Origin of the sequence: Nocardioides sp. S-1144 (assembly GCF_005954645.2) — a bacterium.
GTDB classification, from domain to species: Bacteria; Actinomycetota; Actinomycetes; order Propionibacteriales; family Nocardioidaceae; genus Nocardioides; species Nocardioides dongxiaopingii.
In genome coordinates, this window is record NZ_CP040695.2 from 299,404 (window position 1) to 314,142 (window position 14,739).

21 protein-coding genes, 1 tRNA gene and 1 pseudogene are annotated in these 14,739 nt (G+C 74.5%); 16 read left to right on the plus strand and 7 right to left on the minus strand.

Annotated elements, in window-relative coordinates; genetic code table 11:
* Nucleotides 1–69: 69 nt before the first annotated feature.
* From FE634_RS01470 to FE634_RS01485, 4 genes are all read left to right on the plus strand, one after another.
* The gene (locus tag FE634_RS01470; protein WP_262347537.1) at nucleotides 70–1,209 is read left to right on the plus strand and encodes an NAD(P) transhydrogenase subunit alpha; all 1,140 of its coding nucleotides are present in this window, start codon (nucleotides 70–72) and stop codon (nucleotides 1,207–1,209) included.
* A 138-nt stretch (nucleotides 1,210–1,347) separates the two neighbouring features.
* Nucleotides 1,348–1,659 carry an NAD(P) transhydrogenase subunit alpha part 2 gene (locus tag FE634_RS01475; protein WP_148240274.1) on the plus strand — a complete coding sequence of 104 codons (312 nt, stop codon included), beginning with the start codon at nucleotides 1,348–1,350 and terminating at the stop codon, nucleotides 1,657–1,659.
* Nucleotides 1,659–3,047: an NAD(P)(+) transhydrogenase (Re/Si-specific) subunit beta gene (locus FE634_RS01480; RefSeq protein WP_138874884.1), complete on the plus strand. Its 1,389-nt coding sequence runs from the start codon at nucleotides 1,659–1,661 to the stop codon at nucleotides 3,045–3,047. Before FE634_RS01475 ends, FE634_RS01480 begins: the two co-directional genes overlap by 1 nt.
* A 101-nt stretch (nucleotides 3,048–3,148) precedes the next feature.
* Nucleotides 3,149–3,580, plus strand: a complete 432-nt coding sequence (locus FE634_RS01485; RefSeq protein WP_137292888.1) for an organic hydroperoxide resistance protein — start codon at nucleotides 3,149–3,151, stop codon at nucleotides 3,578–3,580.
* A 30-nt stretch (nucleotides 3,581–3,610) separates the two neighbouring features.
* On the opposite strand, the gene FE634_RS01490 is transcribed toward FE634_RS01485, so the two are convergent.
* The 3 genes and pseudogenes from FE634_RS01490 to upp all read right to left on the minus strand — a co-directional run bounded on the left by FE634_RS01490 (nucleotide 3,611) and on the right by upp (nucleotide 6,371).
* Nucleotides 3,611–4,663, minus strand: coding sequence for an ABC transporter permease (locus FE634_RS01490; RefSeq protein ID WP_187366797.1), 1,053 nt, complete (start codon nucleotides 4,661–4,663; stop codon nucleotides 3,611–3,613).
* A gap of 127 nt (nucleotides 4,664–4,790) precedes the next feature.
* Nucleotides 4,791–5,673: pseudogene (locus FE634_RS01495) on the minus strand (ABC transporter ATP-binding protein).
* Between the two features lie 56 nt (nucleotides 5,674–5,729).
* The gene (upp, locus tag FE634_RS01500) at nucleotides 5,730–6,371 is read right to left on the minus strand and encodes a uracil phosphoribosyltransferase (RefSeq protein ID WP_148240276.1); all 642 of its coding nucleotides are present in this window, start codon (nucleotides 6,369–6,371) and stop codon (nucleotides 5,730–5,732) included.
* Between the two features lie 68 nt (nucleotides 6,372–6,439).
* Between upp and FE634_RS01505 the strand changes: the two genes are divergently transcribed.
* The 4 genes from FE634_RS01505 to FE634_RS01520 all read left to right on the plus strand — a co-directional run bounded on the left by FE634_RS01505 (nucleotide 6,440) and on the right by FE634_RS01520 (nucleotide 8,370).
* Complete coding sequence (locus FE634_RS01505; RefSeq protein WP_137292884.1) at nucleotides 6,440–6,925, plus strand: tRNA adenosine deaminase-associated protein; 486 nt, start codon at nucleotides 6,440–6,442, stop codon at nucleotides 6,923–6,925.
* Nucleotides 6,926–7,016: 91 nt separating this feature from the next.
* Nucleotides 7,017–7,448: a nucleoside deaminase gene (locus FE634_RS01510; protein ID WP_148240949.1), complete on the plus strand. Its 432-nt coding sequence runs from the start codon at nucleotides 7,017–7,019 to the stop codon at nucleotides 7,446–7,448.
* Between the two features lie 45 nt (nucleotides 7,449–7,493).
* Entirely contained in the window at nucleotides 7,494–8,084 is a 591-nt protein-coding gene (locus FE634_RS01515; RefSeq protein WP_148240277.1) for a TIGR03086 family metal-binding protein, read from the plus strand.
* A gap of 198 nt (nucleotides 8,085–8,282) precedes the next feature.
* Nucleotides 8,283–8,370, plus strand: a tRNA-Ser gene (locus tag FE634_RS01520).
* Between the two features lie 55 nt (nucleotides 8,371–8,425).
* Here the strand turns inward: FE634_RS01520 and FE634_RS01525 are convergent.
* From FE634_RS01525 to FE634_RS01540, 4 genes are all read right to left on the minus strand, one after another.
* Entirely contained in the window at nucleotides 8,426–9,469 is a 1,044-nt protein-coding gene (locus FE634_RS01525) for a YihY/virulence factor BrkB family protein (protein ID WP_212721509.1), read from the minus strand.
* The gene (locus FE634_RS01530; RefSeq protein WP_138874887.1) at nucleotides 9,456–10,247 is read right to left on the minus strand and encodes a TetR/AcrR family transcriptional regulator C-terminal domain-containing protein; all 792 of its coding nucleotides are present in this window, start codon (nucleotides 10,245–10,247) and stop codon (nucleotides 9,456–9,458) included. The genes FE634_RS01525 and FE634_RS01530 overlap by 14 nt, the downstream gene beginning before the upstream one ends.
* Nucleotides 10,248–10,511: 264 nt before the next feature.
* Complete coding sequence (locus FE634_RS01535; RefSeq protein WP_148240278.1) at nucleotides 10,512–10,976, minus strand: hypothetical protein; 465 nt, start codon at nucleotides 10,974–10,976, stop codon at nucleotides 10,512–10,514.
* Nucleotides 10,967–11,530: an RNA polymerase sigma factor gene (locus FE634_RS01540; protein WP_262347538.1), complete on the minus strand. Its 564-nt coding sequence runs from the start codon at nucleotides 11,528–11,530 to the stop codon at nucleotides 10,967–10,969. The genes FE634_RS01535 and FE634_RS01540 overlap by 10 nt, the downstream gene beginning before the upstream one ends.
* Nucleotides 11,531–11,717: 187 nt before the next feature.
* Here FE634_RS01540 and FE634_RS01545 point away from each other — a divergent pair, with 187 nt between their 5' ends.
* The 8 genes from FE634_RS01545 to FE634_RS01580 are packed head-to-tail and all read left to right on the plus strand — an operon-like array spanning nucleotide 11,718 to nucleotide 14,737.
* Nucleotides 11,718–12,179 (plus strand): Asp23/Gls24 family envelope stress response protein, encoded by a 462-nt coding sequence (locus tag FE634_RS01545; RefSeq protein ID WP_137292880.1) that lies wholly within the window; start codon nucleotides 11,718–11,720, stop codon nucleotides 12,177–12,179.
* A gap of 4 nt (nucleotides 12,180–12,183) precedes the next feature.
* Nucleotides 12,184–12,522, plus strand: coding sequence for a hypothetical protein (locus FE634_RS01550; RefSeq protein ID WP_137292879.1), 339 nt, complete (start codon nucleotides 12,184–12,186; stop codon nucleotides 12,520–12,522).
* Nucleotides 12,519–12,809 carry a hypothetical protein gene (locus FE634_RS01555; protein ID WP_137292878.1) on the plus strand — a complete coding sequence of 97 codons (291 nt, stop codon included), beginning with the start codon at nucleotides 12,519–12,521 and terminating at the stop codon, nucleotides 12,807–12,809. Before FE634_RS01550 ends, FE634_RS01555 begins: the two co-directional genes overlap by 4 nt.
* A 13-nt stretch (nucleotides 12,810–12,822) precedes the next feature.
* On the plus strand, nucleotides 12,823–12,999 hold the full coding sequence (locus tag FE634_RS01560; RefSeq protein WP_134767929.1) for a DUF2273 domain-containing protein: 177 nt from the start codon (nucleotides 12,823–12,825) through the stop codon (nucleotides 12,997–12,999).
* The gene (locus tag FE634_RS01565) at nucleotides 12,992–13,396 is read left to right on the plus strand and encodes an Asp23/Gls24 family envelope stress response protein (protein ID WP_187366798.1); all 405 of its coding nucleotides are present in this window, start codon (nucleotides 12,992–12,994) and stop codon (nucleotides 13,394–13,396) included. Before FE634_RS01560 ends, FE634_RS01565 begins: the two co-directional genes overlap by 8 nt.
* Nucleotides 13,393–13,929: a DUF6286 domain-containing protein gene (locus FE634_RS01570; RefSeq protein WP_138874890.1), complete on the plus strand. Its 537-nt coding sequence runs from the start codon at nucleotides 13,393–13,395 to the stop codon at nucleotides 13,927–13,929. Before FE634_RS01565 ends, FE634_RS01570 begins: the two co-directional genes overlap by 4 nt.
* Complete coding sequence (locus tag FE634_RS01575; protein ID WP_138874891.1) at nucleotides 13,926–14,507, plus strand: hypothetical protein; 582 nt, start codon at nucleotides 13,926–13,928, stop codon at nucleotides 14,505–14,507. Before FE634_RS01570 ends, FE634_RS01575 begins: the two co-directional genes overlap by 4 nt.
* 56 nt (nucleotides 14,508–14,563) lie before the next feature.
* Entirely contained in the window at nucleotides 14,564–14,737 is a 174-nt protein-coding gene (locus FE634_RS01580) for a CsbD family protein (protein WP_137292874.1), read from the plus strand.
* Nucleotides 14,738–14,739 lie beyond the last annotated feature (2 nt).

A 14,739-nucleotide genomic window follows, 5' to 3' on the forward strand; every position in this document is an offset into this window, starting at 1 on the left:
GTCGCAGTGAGCGGGCTCACACGAGCGGGGGCGCGGTGGCCTAGGTTGACCGTCGTGAGGATCGCAGTGGTGAGGGAGACCCGCGAGGGCGAGACGCGGGTCGCGCTCGTGCCCGAGCTGGTCGGCAGGCTGACCACGCTCGGCTACGACGTGCTCGTCGAGCCGGGTGCCGGTGAGCGCGCCCTCCTCGCCGACGCCGAGTACGCCGACGCCGGAGCCGTCCTCGACCCGGACGCCGTCGACGACGCCGACCTCGTCGTGTCCGTGCAGCCGCTCGACCCGGGCACGGTCCGGCGGCTGCGGCGCGGCGCCACGACGGTGTCCTTCCTCCCGGTCGGCCAGGAGCTCGGGCTGGTCGCCGACCTGCGCGACCTCGGCATCACCAGCCTCGCGATGGAGCTGGTGCCCCGCATCTCGCGGGCGCAGTCGATGGACGCGCTCAGCTCGCAGAGCCTGGTCAGCGGCTACCGGTGCGCGGTCGTCGCCGTCGGCCTGCTGCGCCGGTTCTTCCCCCTCAACATGACCGCGGCCGGCACCGTGCAGCCCGCGGAGGTCGTCGTCCTGGGGGCCGGGGTCGCCGGGCTCCAGGCGATCGCGACCGCGAAGCGGCTCGGGGCCGTCGTCCGCGCCTACGACGTGCGCGCCGCGGCCGCCGAGGAGATCCGCTCGATGGGCGCCAAGGCCATCGAGCTCGACCTCGAGACGCTCGACGGTGCCGGCGGCTACGCCCGGGAGATGAGCGAGGACCGGGCGGCGCGGCAGCGCGAGCTGCTGGCGCCCTACATCGCGAACGCCGACGCGCTGATCACCACCGCCGCCGTCCCGGGGCGCACCGCGCCGCTGCTGGTCGAGGCGGCCACGATCGAGCAGATGCGCCCGGGCTCGGTGGTCGTCGACCTCGCCGCCGACAGCGGGGGCAACGTGGAGGGCGCCGTCGCCGGCACGATCGTCCGGATCGGGCACGCCCAGGTGTGGGGCGGGCGCAACGTCCCCTCGCAGATGCCGGGGCCGGCGTCCCGACTCTACGCCCAGAACATCGTCAACCTCGTCACGCTCCTCACGCGCGCCGACGCCGACGGCGCACCCACGCTCGACCCCGACCTCGACGACGAGATCCTCGCCGCCGCCTGCGTCACCCACGACGGCGTCGTCCGCCACGAACCCACCCGCGTCGCCCTCGAGGGCAACCCGGCCGAGGAGCGACCATGAGCACCCCACGCCGTTCTCCGGCTCCCCCGCTTCGCTCCGCCGCCGAACAACGCCGAGGGGACCCCGCATGAGCACCCCACGCCGTTCTCCGGCTCCCCCGCTTCGCTCCGCCGCCGAACAACGCCGAGGGGACCCCGCATGAGCAACGACGTCACCTGGCTGACCTACATCGTCCTCAGCGTCTTCGTCGGCATCGAGGTGATCTCCAAGGTCTCCTCGACGCTGCACACCCCGCTCATGTCCGGCGCGAACGCCATCCACGGGATCATCCTGCTCGGCGCGATCCTCGTCGCCGGCAGCGCCGACGGCTTCGCGCTGGTGGTCGCGCTGGTGGCGATCGTGCTCGCGGCGATCAACATGGTCGGCGGGTTCGTGGTGACCGACCGGATGCTGCAGATGTTCACCCGCAAGCCCCCGGCGAGGAAGCCCGTCGAGGGCGGGGGCGCCTGATGCCGACCTGGGCCGAGGTCGTCTTCCTCGTCTGCGCCGTCGGGTTCATCCTCGCCCTCAAGGGCCTGTCGGGTCCGCGGACGGCGCGCACGGGCAACCTGGTCGGCGCCGGTGCCGCCGTCGTCGCGTGCGCGGTGCCGTTCCTCTACGCCGACCTCGACAACGTCGTGCTCATCCTGGTCGCCGTGGCCGTCGGCACGGTGGTCGGGGCCGTCGGCGCGCAGCGCGTCCAGATGACCCAGATGCCGCAGATGGTCGCGCTGTTCAACGGCGTCGGCGGCGGTGCGGCCGCGCTGGTCGCCCTCCTCGAGCTCGAGCACCTCGCGGACGCCGCCGCGGTCGGCGTCGACGTCGAGGTCGCCTACCTGGTGGCGACGGCGTTCACGATCCTCGTCGGCGCGGTCTCGTTCTCGGGCTCGGTGATCACCTTCGCCAAGCTCCAGGACCTGATGACCTCGCGCCCGGTCGTCTTCCCCGGCCTGCCGGTCGCCTTCGGCGGGGTGTTCCTCGCCGGGCTGGTCGTGTCCGGGGTGATCGTCGACGAGCCGGTGGTGTGGGCCGGCGTCGTGCTCGCCGTGCTCGGCCTGGCGCTCGGCGTCCTGCTGGTGCTGCCGGTCGGCGGCGCCGACGTCCCGATCGTCATCTCGCTGCTCAACGCCTTCACCGGCCTCACCGTCGCCGCCGGCGGCTACGTGCTGCAGAACACCGTGCTCCTCGTCGCCGGCACCCTGGTCGGTGCCTCGGGCACGTTCCTCACGCTGCTGATGGCCAGGGCGATGGGGCGCTCGGTGTCCAACATCCTCTTCGGCGCGCTCCGGGGGGGCTCGACCCTCGGCGCCGGCGAGGCCTCCGACCGGCCGGTGCGCAGCGCCGGGCCCGAGGACGTCGCGATCCTCCTCGGGTACGCCGACCGGGTGATCGTCGTGCCCGGCTACGGCCTGGCCGTGGCCCAGGCGCAGCACACGTTGCGCGAGCTGGTCGAGGTGCTGCTCGCCCGCGGCACCGAGGTCGACTACGCGATCCACCCGGTCGCGGGCCGGATGCCGGGTCACATGAACGTGCTGCTCGCCGAGGCCCAGGTGCCCTACGAGCAGCTCAAGGAGATGGACGACATCAACGGCGAGTTCCGCCAGACCGACGTCGTCCTGGTCGTCGGCGCCAACGACGTCGTCAACCCGGCCGCCCGCACCACGCCGAGCGCGCCGATCTACGGGATGCCGATCCTCGACGTCGACCAGGCGCGCCAGGTGGTCTTCCTCAAGCGCTCGATGCGACCGGGCTTCGCCGGCATCGAGAACGAGCTGCTCTTCGAGCCCACCACGACCCTGCTCTTCGGCGACGCCAAGGACACCCTCGGCAAGGTGCTGGCCGCGACCAAGGCCCTCTGACGCCGCCCCACCCCGGTCTGCCCCGGTCGCACTGGCTCGGCACGCGGGGGAGGGGTTGTCAGACAAGGAACACCGGCGGGCGGGGGGAGGTTCAGCCCCACATGACCAACACACCCACGAAGATCGTCTACACCGCCCGCGCCTCCGTCACCGGTGGCCGCGCCGGCCACGCCCGGTCCGAGGACGGCGTCCTGGACCTCGACCTGACCGCCCCGAAGGAGACCGGCGGGCCGGGCACCGGCACGAACCCGGAGCAGCTGTTCGCCGTCGGCTACGGCGCCTGCTTCCAGGGTGCGCTCGGCCTGGCCGCCAAGAACGCCGGCGTCGACGCGTCCGGCTCGACGGTCGACATCGCGGTCGGCTTCGGTCCCGAGGGCGACTCGTTCGCCATCACCGCCGACATCACCGCGACCATCCCGGGCGTCGACGACGCCAAGGCGCAGGAGCTCGTCGAAGCCGCGCACCAGCTCTGCCCCTACTCCAAGGCCACCCGCGGCAACGTCCCCGTCACGGTGACCGGCAAGGGCGCCTGAGCCCCGAGCGCCGGGACGTCCCGGCAGCGCTCAGGACCGGGCGTCGGAGAGAGCCTCGCGCAGGCCGATCCGGCGCCCGGTCTGCAGCAGGGTGCGCTCGTAGACCGCCGCCCCCACCCGCACGAACAGCGCGGCCGCGGCCACCGTGGTGAGGATCGCGACCCCGAGCTGCCACAGCGGGACGTCGCCCTCGGCGAGCCGCGACGGCATCATCATCGTCGAGACGATCGGCAGCATCGAGACGACGGTCCTGACGCCGTCGCCGGCCAGCACCGAGACCAGGTACGGCGCGAACAGGATCATCTGCAGCGGCGCCGTCGTCGCGCCCAGGTCCTGCTGGCGCCCGGCCAGCGAGCCGGCGATCGACCAGAACCCGGCGAGCGCGACGAAGCCGAGCACGAAGAAGACCACGTACCACCCGATCGCCGGGCCGACGACGCCGAGCGCGTGCCCGTTGCCGGTCGCGAGCAGCGCGACGACGCCGACCGCGGCGAGCAGCACGGTCTGCCCGACCGCCAGGACCGAGGTGCCGATGACCTTGCCCCACAGCAGCGTCCGGATCGGGACGGCGGCGGCCAGGATCTCCACGACCCGGCTCTCCTTCTCCTGCGTGACCGACGAGGCGATCTGCATCCCGAACGTCAGCGCGGTGACGTAGAACAGCAGCACGAACACGAACGACGCCGCCGTGCGCAGGCCGGCGTCCTCGGCGTCGGGGTCGAGGAGGCGCTGGCCGACCTGGGTGCCGGCGGTGAGGGCCTCCAGGTCGACGTCCTGGGCGGCGGCGTTCTCCTGGGTGACCGCCTGCGAGACGGCGGCCCGCAGCGCCTCGCCGAGCACCGGCTCGACCTCGCCGTCGCCGACCAGCTCGTAGCCGTCGTCGGTGGCGAGCAGGGCGGCGTCGACGTCGCCCTCGCGCACGGCCTCCTCGGCCGCCGCGGGGTCGTCGTAGTCCTGGGCCTCGAGCTCGGTCCCGTCCTCGAGCGAGCCGGCGATCGACGACCCGCTGGCCACCAGGTCGCTGCTCGCGCCGCCGACCACCGCGACGTCGTAGGTCTCCTCGCCGTCGGGGAACAGCGTCACCGCGACCACGATCGCGACCAGGCCGAGGACGAGCGCGGCGACGGAGAACCGGAACGCCTTGCTGCGACCTGGGTGCTGACCTCGCGGGCGGCGACGACCCGCCAGAGCCCGGTCGTCCTGCGGCTGCTCATCGGGTGACCTCCCGGAAGATCTCGGACAACGGCTGGCGCACCCGGGCGACCTCCTGGACCGGCCCGCGGGCCACGGCGGCGGCCACCAGGTCGGGCGCGCTGAGCCCGTCGAGGCTGACCACGGCGCTGGACCCGTCGACGTCGTCGACCACGACGCCGGCCAGGTCGCGCAGCCAGGCCGCGTCGACGTCGCCGGCGTGGACGACGCGGGTAGCGGTCCGCGCCGCGGGCGCGCAGGTCCTCGACGGTGCCGGAGGCGACCACCCGGCCGCGCGCCAGCACCACGACGTCGTCGCACAGCCGCTCGACCAGGTCGAGCTGGTGGCTGGAGAACAGCAGCGGGAGCTGGCCGGCCTCGGCGCGCAGCAGCTCGATCATCGAGTCGACCGCGGTGGGGTCGAGGCCGGAGAAGGGCTCGTCGAGCACCAGCGCGGACGGCCGGTGCACCAGGGCGGCCGCGATCTGGACGCGCTGCTGGTTGCCCAGCGACAGGTCGTCGAGGACGTCGTCGCGGCGCTCCTCGAGGCCGAAGTGGCCCAGCAGCGACGTCGCCCGGGCGGCGGCGTCGTCGGCGCCGAGCCCGTGCAGCCGGGCGAAGAAGACCAGCTGCTCGTGCAGCTTCATCCGCGGGTAGAGGCCGCGCTCCTCCGGCATGTAGCCGAACGTCCGGCGCGCCTCGGCGGTGATCGGGGCGCCGTTCCAGAGCACCTCCCCGCCGCTGGTGCCCAGGACGCCCATCAGCATCCGCATCGTGGTGGTCTTGCCGGCGCCGTTGGCCCCCACGAAGCCGGTGACCCGGCCGGGGGTGACGGTGAAGGAGACGTCGTCGACCACCGTCGTCGAGCCGTAGACCCTGCTCAGCGAGCGCGCTTCCAGCATGCCCGCCAACGTAGGGGACGGCGCGACGCCCGGGACCGGGCGGGTCGCGGGGTGGGTCAGCCGGCGATGCCGTACAGCCGGTCGCCGGCGTCGCCGAGGCCGGGCACGATGTAGCCCTTCTCGTTCAGCCGCTCGTCCAGCGCGGCGGTGACCACGGTGACCGGCACCGGCAGGCCCTCGAGGGCGCGCTCGAGGTTGTCGCAGCCCTCGGGGGCGGCGAGCAGGCAGATGCAGGTGATGTCGTCGGCGCCCCGGTCGGTGAGGAAGCGGATCGCGGCCGCGAGCGTGCCCCCGGTCGCCAGCATCGGGTCGAGCACGTAGCACTGGCGTCCGGACAGGTCCTCGGGCAGCCGCTCGGCGTACGTCGCGGCCTCGAGCGTCTCCTCGTTGCGCACCATCCCGAGGAAGCCGACCTCGGCGGTCGGCAGCAGCCGCATCATCCCGTCGAGCATCCCGAGCCCGGCCCGCAGGATCGGCACGACCAGCGGCTTCGGCGTCGCGAGCGTCACGCCGGTCATCGGCGCCACCGGCGTCACGATGTCGTCGGGGACGACGCGCACGTCGCGGGTCGCCTCGTAGGCCAGCAGGGTCACCAGCTCGTCGGTGAGGTTGCGGAACGTCGGGGAGTCGGTGCGCTCGTCGCGGAGCACGGTGAGCTTGTGGGCCACCAGCGGGTGGTCGACGACGTGGGTGCGCATGGCCGCACCTTAGTGCCGACGCGCCGAAAGGGCTTGACCACGTCCGACCGCACCCCGACGCTGGGGACATGGCCGAGACCCTCGACGAGGTCGACTTCGCCCTCGCCGCCTACCGCGACGACGGCGCGTGGGTGGTGCAGGAGCTGGCGCACGACCTCCCGGCCGACGTCGACACCCTGAGCGAGGCGCTGCGCCGCTTCCAGGGCGACGGCGGCGCGGTCGGGCTGGTCGCCATCGACGACGACTTCTTCCTCGTCCTGCGGGTCCAGGCCGGGCGCACCCGGCTGCTGCTCTCCGACATCACCGCGGCCGGGGAGTGGGACCTGGCCGAGACCGCCGTCGACTTCCTCCGGCTCCCGCAGCCCGACGACGACGACCAGCAGGCGCCGGCCGGCGACCTCGACCTGCTCGCCGACCTCGGTCTCGACGCCGTCGCCCTCGAGGCGATGCTCGACGACCCCGACCTCTACCCCGACGAGCTGCTCTCCGACGTCGCCCGGCTGCTCGGCTTCGGCGCGCTCTTCGACGACGTCGTCGGCCTCGCCCCGGCCTGAGCGCCAGCACCCGGGGGCTGGTCGCCCGAGCGGCGCCGCACGTCCCGGCGTGGATGATGGGCCGGTGAGCAGGCACCGCTGGGACGACGCGATGGGGGCCGCCCTCCAGGAGGCGCGGGCGGCGCTGGCCACCGGCGACGTGCCGATCGGCGCGGTCGTGCTCGGGCCGGACGCAGCGGTGCTCGGACGCGGCCGCAACGTCCGCGAGGCCGACCAGGACCCCACCGGCCACGCCGAGGTGGTCGCGCTGCGCGAGGCCGCCCGCACGCTCGGCTCCTGGCGGTTGGGCGGGTGCACCCTCGTCGTCACGCTCGAGCCCTGCACCATGTGCGCCGGGGCGGCCGTGCTGGCGCGGGTCGAGCGGGTCGTGTTCGCCGCCCACGACGACAAGGCCGGTGCCGTCGGGTCGCTGTGGGACGTCGTCCGCGACCGCCGGCTCAACCACCGGCCCGAGGTGGTCGCCGGGGTGCGCGCCGCCGAGTCGGTCGCGCTGCTCACGGACTTCTTCGGCGAACGCCGCTGAACCGGCGGCGATGACTCCGGTCGGCGGGTCGGGTCAGCACCTGCCATGAGCGACGAGCTGGACCTCACCCCCACCGCCCGCGAGCTGGCCCGCCTGGTGCGCGGCACCCGCGAGGACCAGCTGGGGCACCGGACGCCGTGCCCGGCGTACACGGTCGCCGACCTGGTCGACCATGTCCGGGAGCTGACCGTCGCGTTCACCCGCGCCGCGACGAAGGAGCCGGCGACCGGCGACGCCGCACCGGGCGGCGGTGCGGCGCGGTCGCTGGACGCCGTCCGCGAGGAGGTCGCGGCCGGGCTCGACCGGCTCGCCGCCGCCTGGGCCGAGCCGGCGGCGTACGAGGGGCGCACCTGGGCGGGACCGGTCGAGCTGAGCGCGCCGGAGGCCGCCCTCGTCGCCCTCGACGAGATCACCGTGCACGCCTGGGACCTGGCGGTGGCGACGGGTCAGGAGTACGCCGCCGACCCCGCCGCCGTCGAGGCGTGCACCGGCTTCGCGGCCTCGTTCGTGCCTCCCGCGGGCGCCCTCGCCGACGACGCCGGGCTCTTCGGACCCCCGGTCGCGGTGGCCGAGGACGCGAGCCCGCTCGACCGGCTGGTCGGCCTGACCGGTCGCGACCCCGGCTGGGGCCGGTAGCCGGGTCAGGGGCCGGCCCCGCCTCGGCGGCCGGGACAGCGGTCACCGACGGTCGACCGCGAACCGGACGGCGCCGTGAGGGCCGGCCGACACCCCATGAGCCGGCCGGCCCTTCACCGGCTCAACGACGAGGGCGGCGCGAGGTCACGCGCCGATCCGATTTCACCCGCCCGTCCGGGCTCCGGTAGCCTTCCCGGCGGTGGCGTGTCCGAGCGGCCGAAGGTGCATCACTCGAAATGATGTGTGGGGCAACCCACCGTGGGTTCAAATCCCACCGCCACCGCCAGCTTCACCCGACCGGCTCCCGATCCGCGCACCGCGCGGGCCGGGAGCCGTTCTCGTCAGTCCGCGACGTCGTCGCGTGGCTGCTCGGCGGGGCTGGGGGCGAACTCGACCTCGACCCGCTCGAAGCCCTTGAGCCGCTGGGCCTTCGCGAGGTCGGTGTAGGAGCGCTTGTCGGCGTCGGTGAGCACGACGTTGTCGGTGAACGGCGTCAGCAGGGTGCGCGGGTGCAGCCGGTCGACCAGCACGACGTTGAGCTCGAGGCACAGCAGGATGGTCACGGCGGCCAGGTAGAGGAAGGCCAGGAGGCCCAGCACGACGGCGAAGACTCCGTTGGTGGCGCTGGCGCCGTCGACGGTGTGGCCGACGTAGGCGACGCCGACGTACTGGAGGGCGAGCCAGGCGACCGCGGCCGCGAGGGAGCCCGGCAGCACCTCGCGCCAGGAGAGGCCCCGGGCGGCCGGGGCGAAGCGGAAGACGAAGGCGAACGTCGCGGTGTGGATGGCCGCGGTGCCCACGAGCAGGGCGATGCTGGACAGCGGGCCGATGAAGGTGGCCGCCCCCACCAGCCCGGCCAGCGCGGTGGTGCCAAGGACGTCGACCCCGATCACGCAGAGCAGGACGATGCTGCGCCCCCGCGCGACCACCGGGTTGCCGCGCACGTTGCGCGGCACGGTCCAGGCGGTGTTGCTGGCGTTCTGCACCGCCATGCCGACGCCCATGGCGCCGTACAGCGCGCCCGCGAGGCCGACGACGAGCCCGGTCACCCCGCCGCCGATGCCCTGCGGGGTCTGCAGGTCGTCGCCGACCAGCGGCAGCTGGGTCAGCGCCGAGTCCAGCACCCGCCGCTGCAGCTCGGGGTCGCCGGACAGGACGAAGCCGAGGACGGTCGAGGCCAGCAGCAGCAGCGGGAAGAGCGAGACGAAGGCGTAGTAGGTGATCTGGGCGGCCAGCTGCGGGCCGCTGTCGTCGACGTACTTGTAGATGATCGAGATCGGCATCCCGACCACGCGGTGGCGCTGCTGGAAGCGGTCGACGCGGCCGACCACGCCGCCGCCACCGTGCTGACCGCCGTCGCGGCCGGCGTCCTCAGAGCTCGACACGGATGGTCGCGATCCGGTTGAGCAGCTCCTCGAGCGCCTCCTCGAACTCGGTGGCGGCGTGGTCCTCGCGGAGCCCGGGCCGGAGGCGGGCGACGGTCGGGTAGTCGTGCAACCGCGGGTCGGCGTCCTCGCCGTCCTCGAGCACGTCGAGCGGGCCGATGTCGGCCCCCATGGTGGCCACCTCGAGCAGCAGGGTGCCGAGCAGGAAGCTCGTGAACGCGCGGTAGCTCGCCACGGCGGCCGCGTCGCTGAACCCCTCCTCGCCCAGTCCGTTCAGGAAGGTCTCGACCCACTCCAGGCTGCGCAGCGGCGGGCGCAGCCACGGCGCCTCGGGGGGCCGGGAGGCCACCAGCGGGAACGACTTGGGGTGGGCCAGGGCGACCCGGCGCACGCCGTGGGCGAGGCGTTGCAGGAAGTCCTGCCACCCGGAGGCGGGGGCGGTGCTCTCCTCGGGGTCGGCGTCCATGTCGTCGACGAGGGCCTCGACGACGGCGTCGAGCAGGTCCTCCTTGCCGGGGACGTAGCGGTACAGCGACATCGCCTCCACCCCGAGCCGGGTGCCGAGTCGTCGCATCGTCAGCGAGCCGATGCCCGACTCCTCGATGTGGGCGAGTGCGGCGTCGACGATGCGGCGCCGGTCCAGGGCGACCCGGGAGCTCGGCGGCTCCTCGCCCAGGACGACGGCGGCATCGGCGTCGGTCCGACCGTCGGCGTCGGTCGAGGTGAGCTCCCGCGCGCCCGGCTCGTCGGGCCCGGCGGCTCCTGCGTTGCGTGCCATGACGTCCTCCTCAGGTGGTGCGCACACCGTATGCGGGCAACCCCCGGCCGGGTCGCCGACTTGTCCTTACGTTGTAAGTTGTCGACAGGCTTACGACGTAAGTCAATCGGAACGAGGTGGGGGACGTCCATGGGTCGATCGGGTGTGAAGGTGAGGCGCAACGCGTTCGCGGTGCTCGGCTGGGTGGTGTGGAAGCTCCTCGCCCTGCTCGGCGTGCGGTACGCCAAGGACAGGCTCCGCGATGACCGGCGCCGGGGCTGAGGCTCAGACCAGGTTCGGGTCGCCCTCGACGACGTCGACGAACTCGATGGCGACGTCGGCCGCGGTGAACCGCGGGTCGGCGCCGACGAGCCTGGTGACCTCGACCAGGACGTCGCCCCGGACGCGGGAGGCCAGGCCGACGAGGTCGACGCCGTACGCGCCGACCAGGTTCAGCTCGATCGCCGCCAACCGGTCGCCGTCGACGCGCAGCCCGATGCCGGCGGGTGCGTGGGTGGGGTCGCGCTGGAGCAGCCGGCGCAGGGCGTCGACGACGACGCGCGACGACACGTACGTGTGCGACCCGTCGTCGTCGCGGGCGGGGGGGCCGTCGGTGTGGACGCGGATCGGGTCGGACGGCGTCCTCAGGGAGCGCACGCCCGCCATGATCGCCGCCGACACCTCGGGCCACCGGTCGACCGGTTCGTCGCGCGCGGCGTGGGTCGCCCGGTCGAGTGGGTCTAGCGCCATCGAGCCATCCTCTCCGCTAGTGTCCGCCGGCCGCGGTGCAGGTGCCCGCGGACGCTGCCGACCGGCAGGGCCAGGGCCTCGGCGATCTCGTCGTAGCTCAGGCCCTCGACCTCGCGCAGCAGCCAGGCCGCCCGCTGGTGCCACGGTAGTTCGTCCAGCGCGGCCTGCAACGCCGTCAGCAGCTCGGTGTCCAGGACCTGCTGCAGCGGGTTGTCCTGCGCGGGCCGCACCATCCGCAACAGCAGGTCGTCGTTGATCGGGGTCGGCCGGCGGTGCCGCTGCAGGTCGACGGCGCGCCGGTGCACGAGCCGGAACAGCCAGGTCTTGAGGCTCGACCGACCCGCGAAGGTCCCGAGGCTCCGCCAGGCCGAGATGAACGCCTCCTGGGTGACCTCCGCGGCGTCGGCGTCGCTGCCCCCGACCAGGCGGCGCGCGTAGCGGTACATGCCGGGACCGTGGCGGTCGACGATGACCTGGAAGGCCTCCTCGTCCCCGACCCGCGCGGCGCGGACGAGGGCCGCGTCGGAGGGCCCGTCCGCCGACGTCGAGGTCACGCGCACATCGTGACGCGACTCACCGGTGCCGCAACCACCCCGACAGGCGGCCCGTGCCGAACGAGAGGTGCCGGACCGCCGCGGACCCACGAACGCCCGGAGTGACGCAGGACACACGAGAACCGCGTGACGACCGACCCGGTCGGCACGACCAAGCACCGACATGAACGCAACGAGAGGACACAGCATGAGCGAGAAGCAGGCGACCAGCACCCGGACCGAGGTCGCGACCAGGACCGAGGGCTCCGGGGTCCTCGTGTCCGACCAGGGCCGCACCGCGATCGCCGACACCGTGGTCGCGAAGATCGCCGGCATCGCCACGCGCGAGATCAGCGGCGTGCACGACCTCGGCGGCGGGGCCGCCCGCGCGGTGGGCGCGATCCGCGACCGGATCCCGGGCTCGCGCACCAACCTGAGCCAGGGCGTCGGCGTCGAGGTCGGCGAGCGCCAGGCGGCGGTCGACCTCGACATCGTCGCCGAGTACGGCGTCTCCATCGCTGACCTCGCCGTCGCCATCCGCCGCAACGTGATCGGCTCCGTCGAGCGGATGACCGGGCTCGAGGTCACCGAGGTCAACATCACCGTGCACGACGTCTTCCTCGACGACGGCACCGACAACGGCGAGGCCGACGCCCCGCGTGTCGAGTGACCCGATGAGCAGCCCGCCGAGCAGCCCCACGACCCCCGCGGACGCCGCGGGGTCCGAGCCGGCCGACCGCGTCGCCGCGGCCGTGCTGGCCGTGGCCGGGGTCGACGGGCTGCACGGCGGCGCGCACGGCGAGGTGGCAACCTACCTGCCCGGTCGTCGCGTCGTCGGTGTCCGGCTGCGCGACCCGGGGTGCGCGGTCCACGTCGTCCTGGCGTGGGGCGTGCCGATCGCCGGCACGGCCGAGCTGGTCCGCCGGGCCGTGAACGGGCTGGTGGCCGGACCGGTCGACGTCACGATCGAGGACGTCTCGCCGCCCACGGTGCCCGCGGGGCCGGCGTCGTGAGCGACCCGCAGCGCGACGTCCGCGCGCGGCGGCGGGCGCTGGCCAAGGAGCACCACCCGGACGTCGGGGGCGACCCGGCCGAGTTCGTGCGTGCCATGCGGGGCCTGGGGGGCTCCGCAGGGGACGACGGGCCGGACGCGGTCACCTCCGGCACCACCACCGTCGCACCCTCCCGCGTGGCCCGCAGCGCCCGGCGGGTCCGTGGGGCCGGCACCACCCTCGTCGCCACCGTCCGGCGGCGCCTACCCCGGTCGTTCCCCGGCTCGCGCCGCTACGGCCACCTCTGAAGGAGACCACCACATGACCACCTCCACGATCGGCCTCATCGCCGGGCTGCTGCTGACGATCGCCATCGTCGCCGGCGGCTTCACCGGTTTCCTCCTGGCCGTCGTCCTCGGGGGTGTCGGCTACCTCGTCGGCGGCCACGTCGACGGCGAGCTCGACCTCGCGGCGCTGGTGCGAGGACGTCGTGGCTGAGCCGGCCGTCGAGGGGACGGCCGGCCCAGCCACCCTCGACCGGGCGCGCCCCGACGATCGCGGCACCCTCGAGGTCCGGGTCCGCGCGATCCAGCACGTCGTGGAGCAGGCGGTGCTGAGCACGCCCGGCACGGTCGCCCACCGGACGGCGCTGGGCCGCCTGCGGGGTTCGAACAGCCCGCACGCCGACATCACCATGCAGGGCCGCAGCGCCCGCGTGGCCGTCGACGTCGCCTGCGTGTGGCCCTGCCACGTGGCCGGGATCGCCGCCCGGGTCCGCGACACCGTGCGGAGCGAGGCGGCCCGCATCACCGGCGTGCACCTGCACACCGTCGACGTCACCATCCACACCCTCGGCGCCGCCGAGGTCGACCAGGAGAGGAGGCGGGTCGAGTGAGCGCCCCGACCGACCGCACCCCGCCCCGCGCCCGTCCGGTCGCGGCCCTCGCCGCCCCGGTGCTGGCCCTGGCCCTCGTGGCGGTCGCCGTGGTCGCGGTCCGCGACCTCCTCGTCGACCGGGGTCGGGTCGGCGGCACGCCGTGGTCCCGCGACCTCGTCGACGCCGTCGACGGCCTGACCGCGAGCACCGCGCTCACGGTCGCCGGTCTCGCTGCCGCCGTGGTCGGGCTGCTGCTGGTCGTGGCCGCGCTCCTCCCGGGCCGCCGCACCCACCTGCGCGGCTCCGCCGCCGCGGACCTGTGGGTCTCGCCCGGCGCCCTCGCGGCGCTCGCGCAGACCGTCGCCGACCGCTCGCCGGGCGTGGTCTCGGCCGCGGCCACCCGGGTCGGCCGCCGCCGCGTCACCGTCGAGGTCGTGGCCCGCGAGGGCGAGCCCGGCGTGCGCGACGCCGTCCGCGCGGCCCTCGACGACGGCCCCGGCGCGCTCACCGCCGCCACGGTCGGCGTCCGGCTCCAGGAGGTCCCGCGATGACGCGTCGCCTGCTGCTGCTCGACCGCCTCGCCGTCCTCGTCGTCGGCCTCGCCCTGGTGGCCCTCGGCCTCCTCGCCGCCGACTGGCAGCACGGCTGGGTCCTGCACCTCGACGACCGGCTCGACACCGGGCGCCTCGACGACGTCCTGGACGCCGCGTGGTGGCCGTGGACCCTCGCCGCCGTCGGGGTCGTGCTCGGTCTCGCCGGGCTGGCCTGGCTGCTGGCGCACCTGCGTCGCAGCGGCCCGTCGGTGATGCGGCTGCGGGCCAGCGACGGCTCCGGCCACGTCGAGGCCGACCTGGCCTCGGCGGCGACGGCCGCCGCGCAGCGGCTCGGCACGCTGGCCCCGGTCACCGGCGTCCGCGGCACCAGCCGCACCGTGCGCTCCCGCACGGTCCTGGAGCTGCGCGGGCACGTGGACCCGTCGGCCGACGTCGCCACCCTCACCGAGGCGGCCGAGGTCTGCGCCGCCGACGTCGCCGCGGCGTTCCCGGACGACGACGTGGTCTGCCGCGTCGTCCTCGACGCGCCGCGACGCCCCAGGACCGGACGCAGCACTCGCGTGCGCGTCCGCTGAGCGGCCGAACCCGGTCGCTCGCACCACCCCACCCAGCAAGGACGAAGGAGAACACCATGGGAATCGCGGACAAGGCCAAGAACGCCGCCCAGGACGCGCTCGGCAAGGCCAAGGAGGTCGTCGGCGACGCCAAGGGCGACGACGCGCTCAAGGCCGAGGGCAAGGCCGACCAGGGCGAGGCCAAGACCAAGAACAAGGTCGAGGACGTCAAGGACGTCTTCAAGGGCTGATC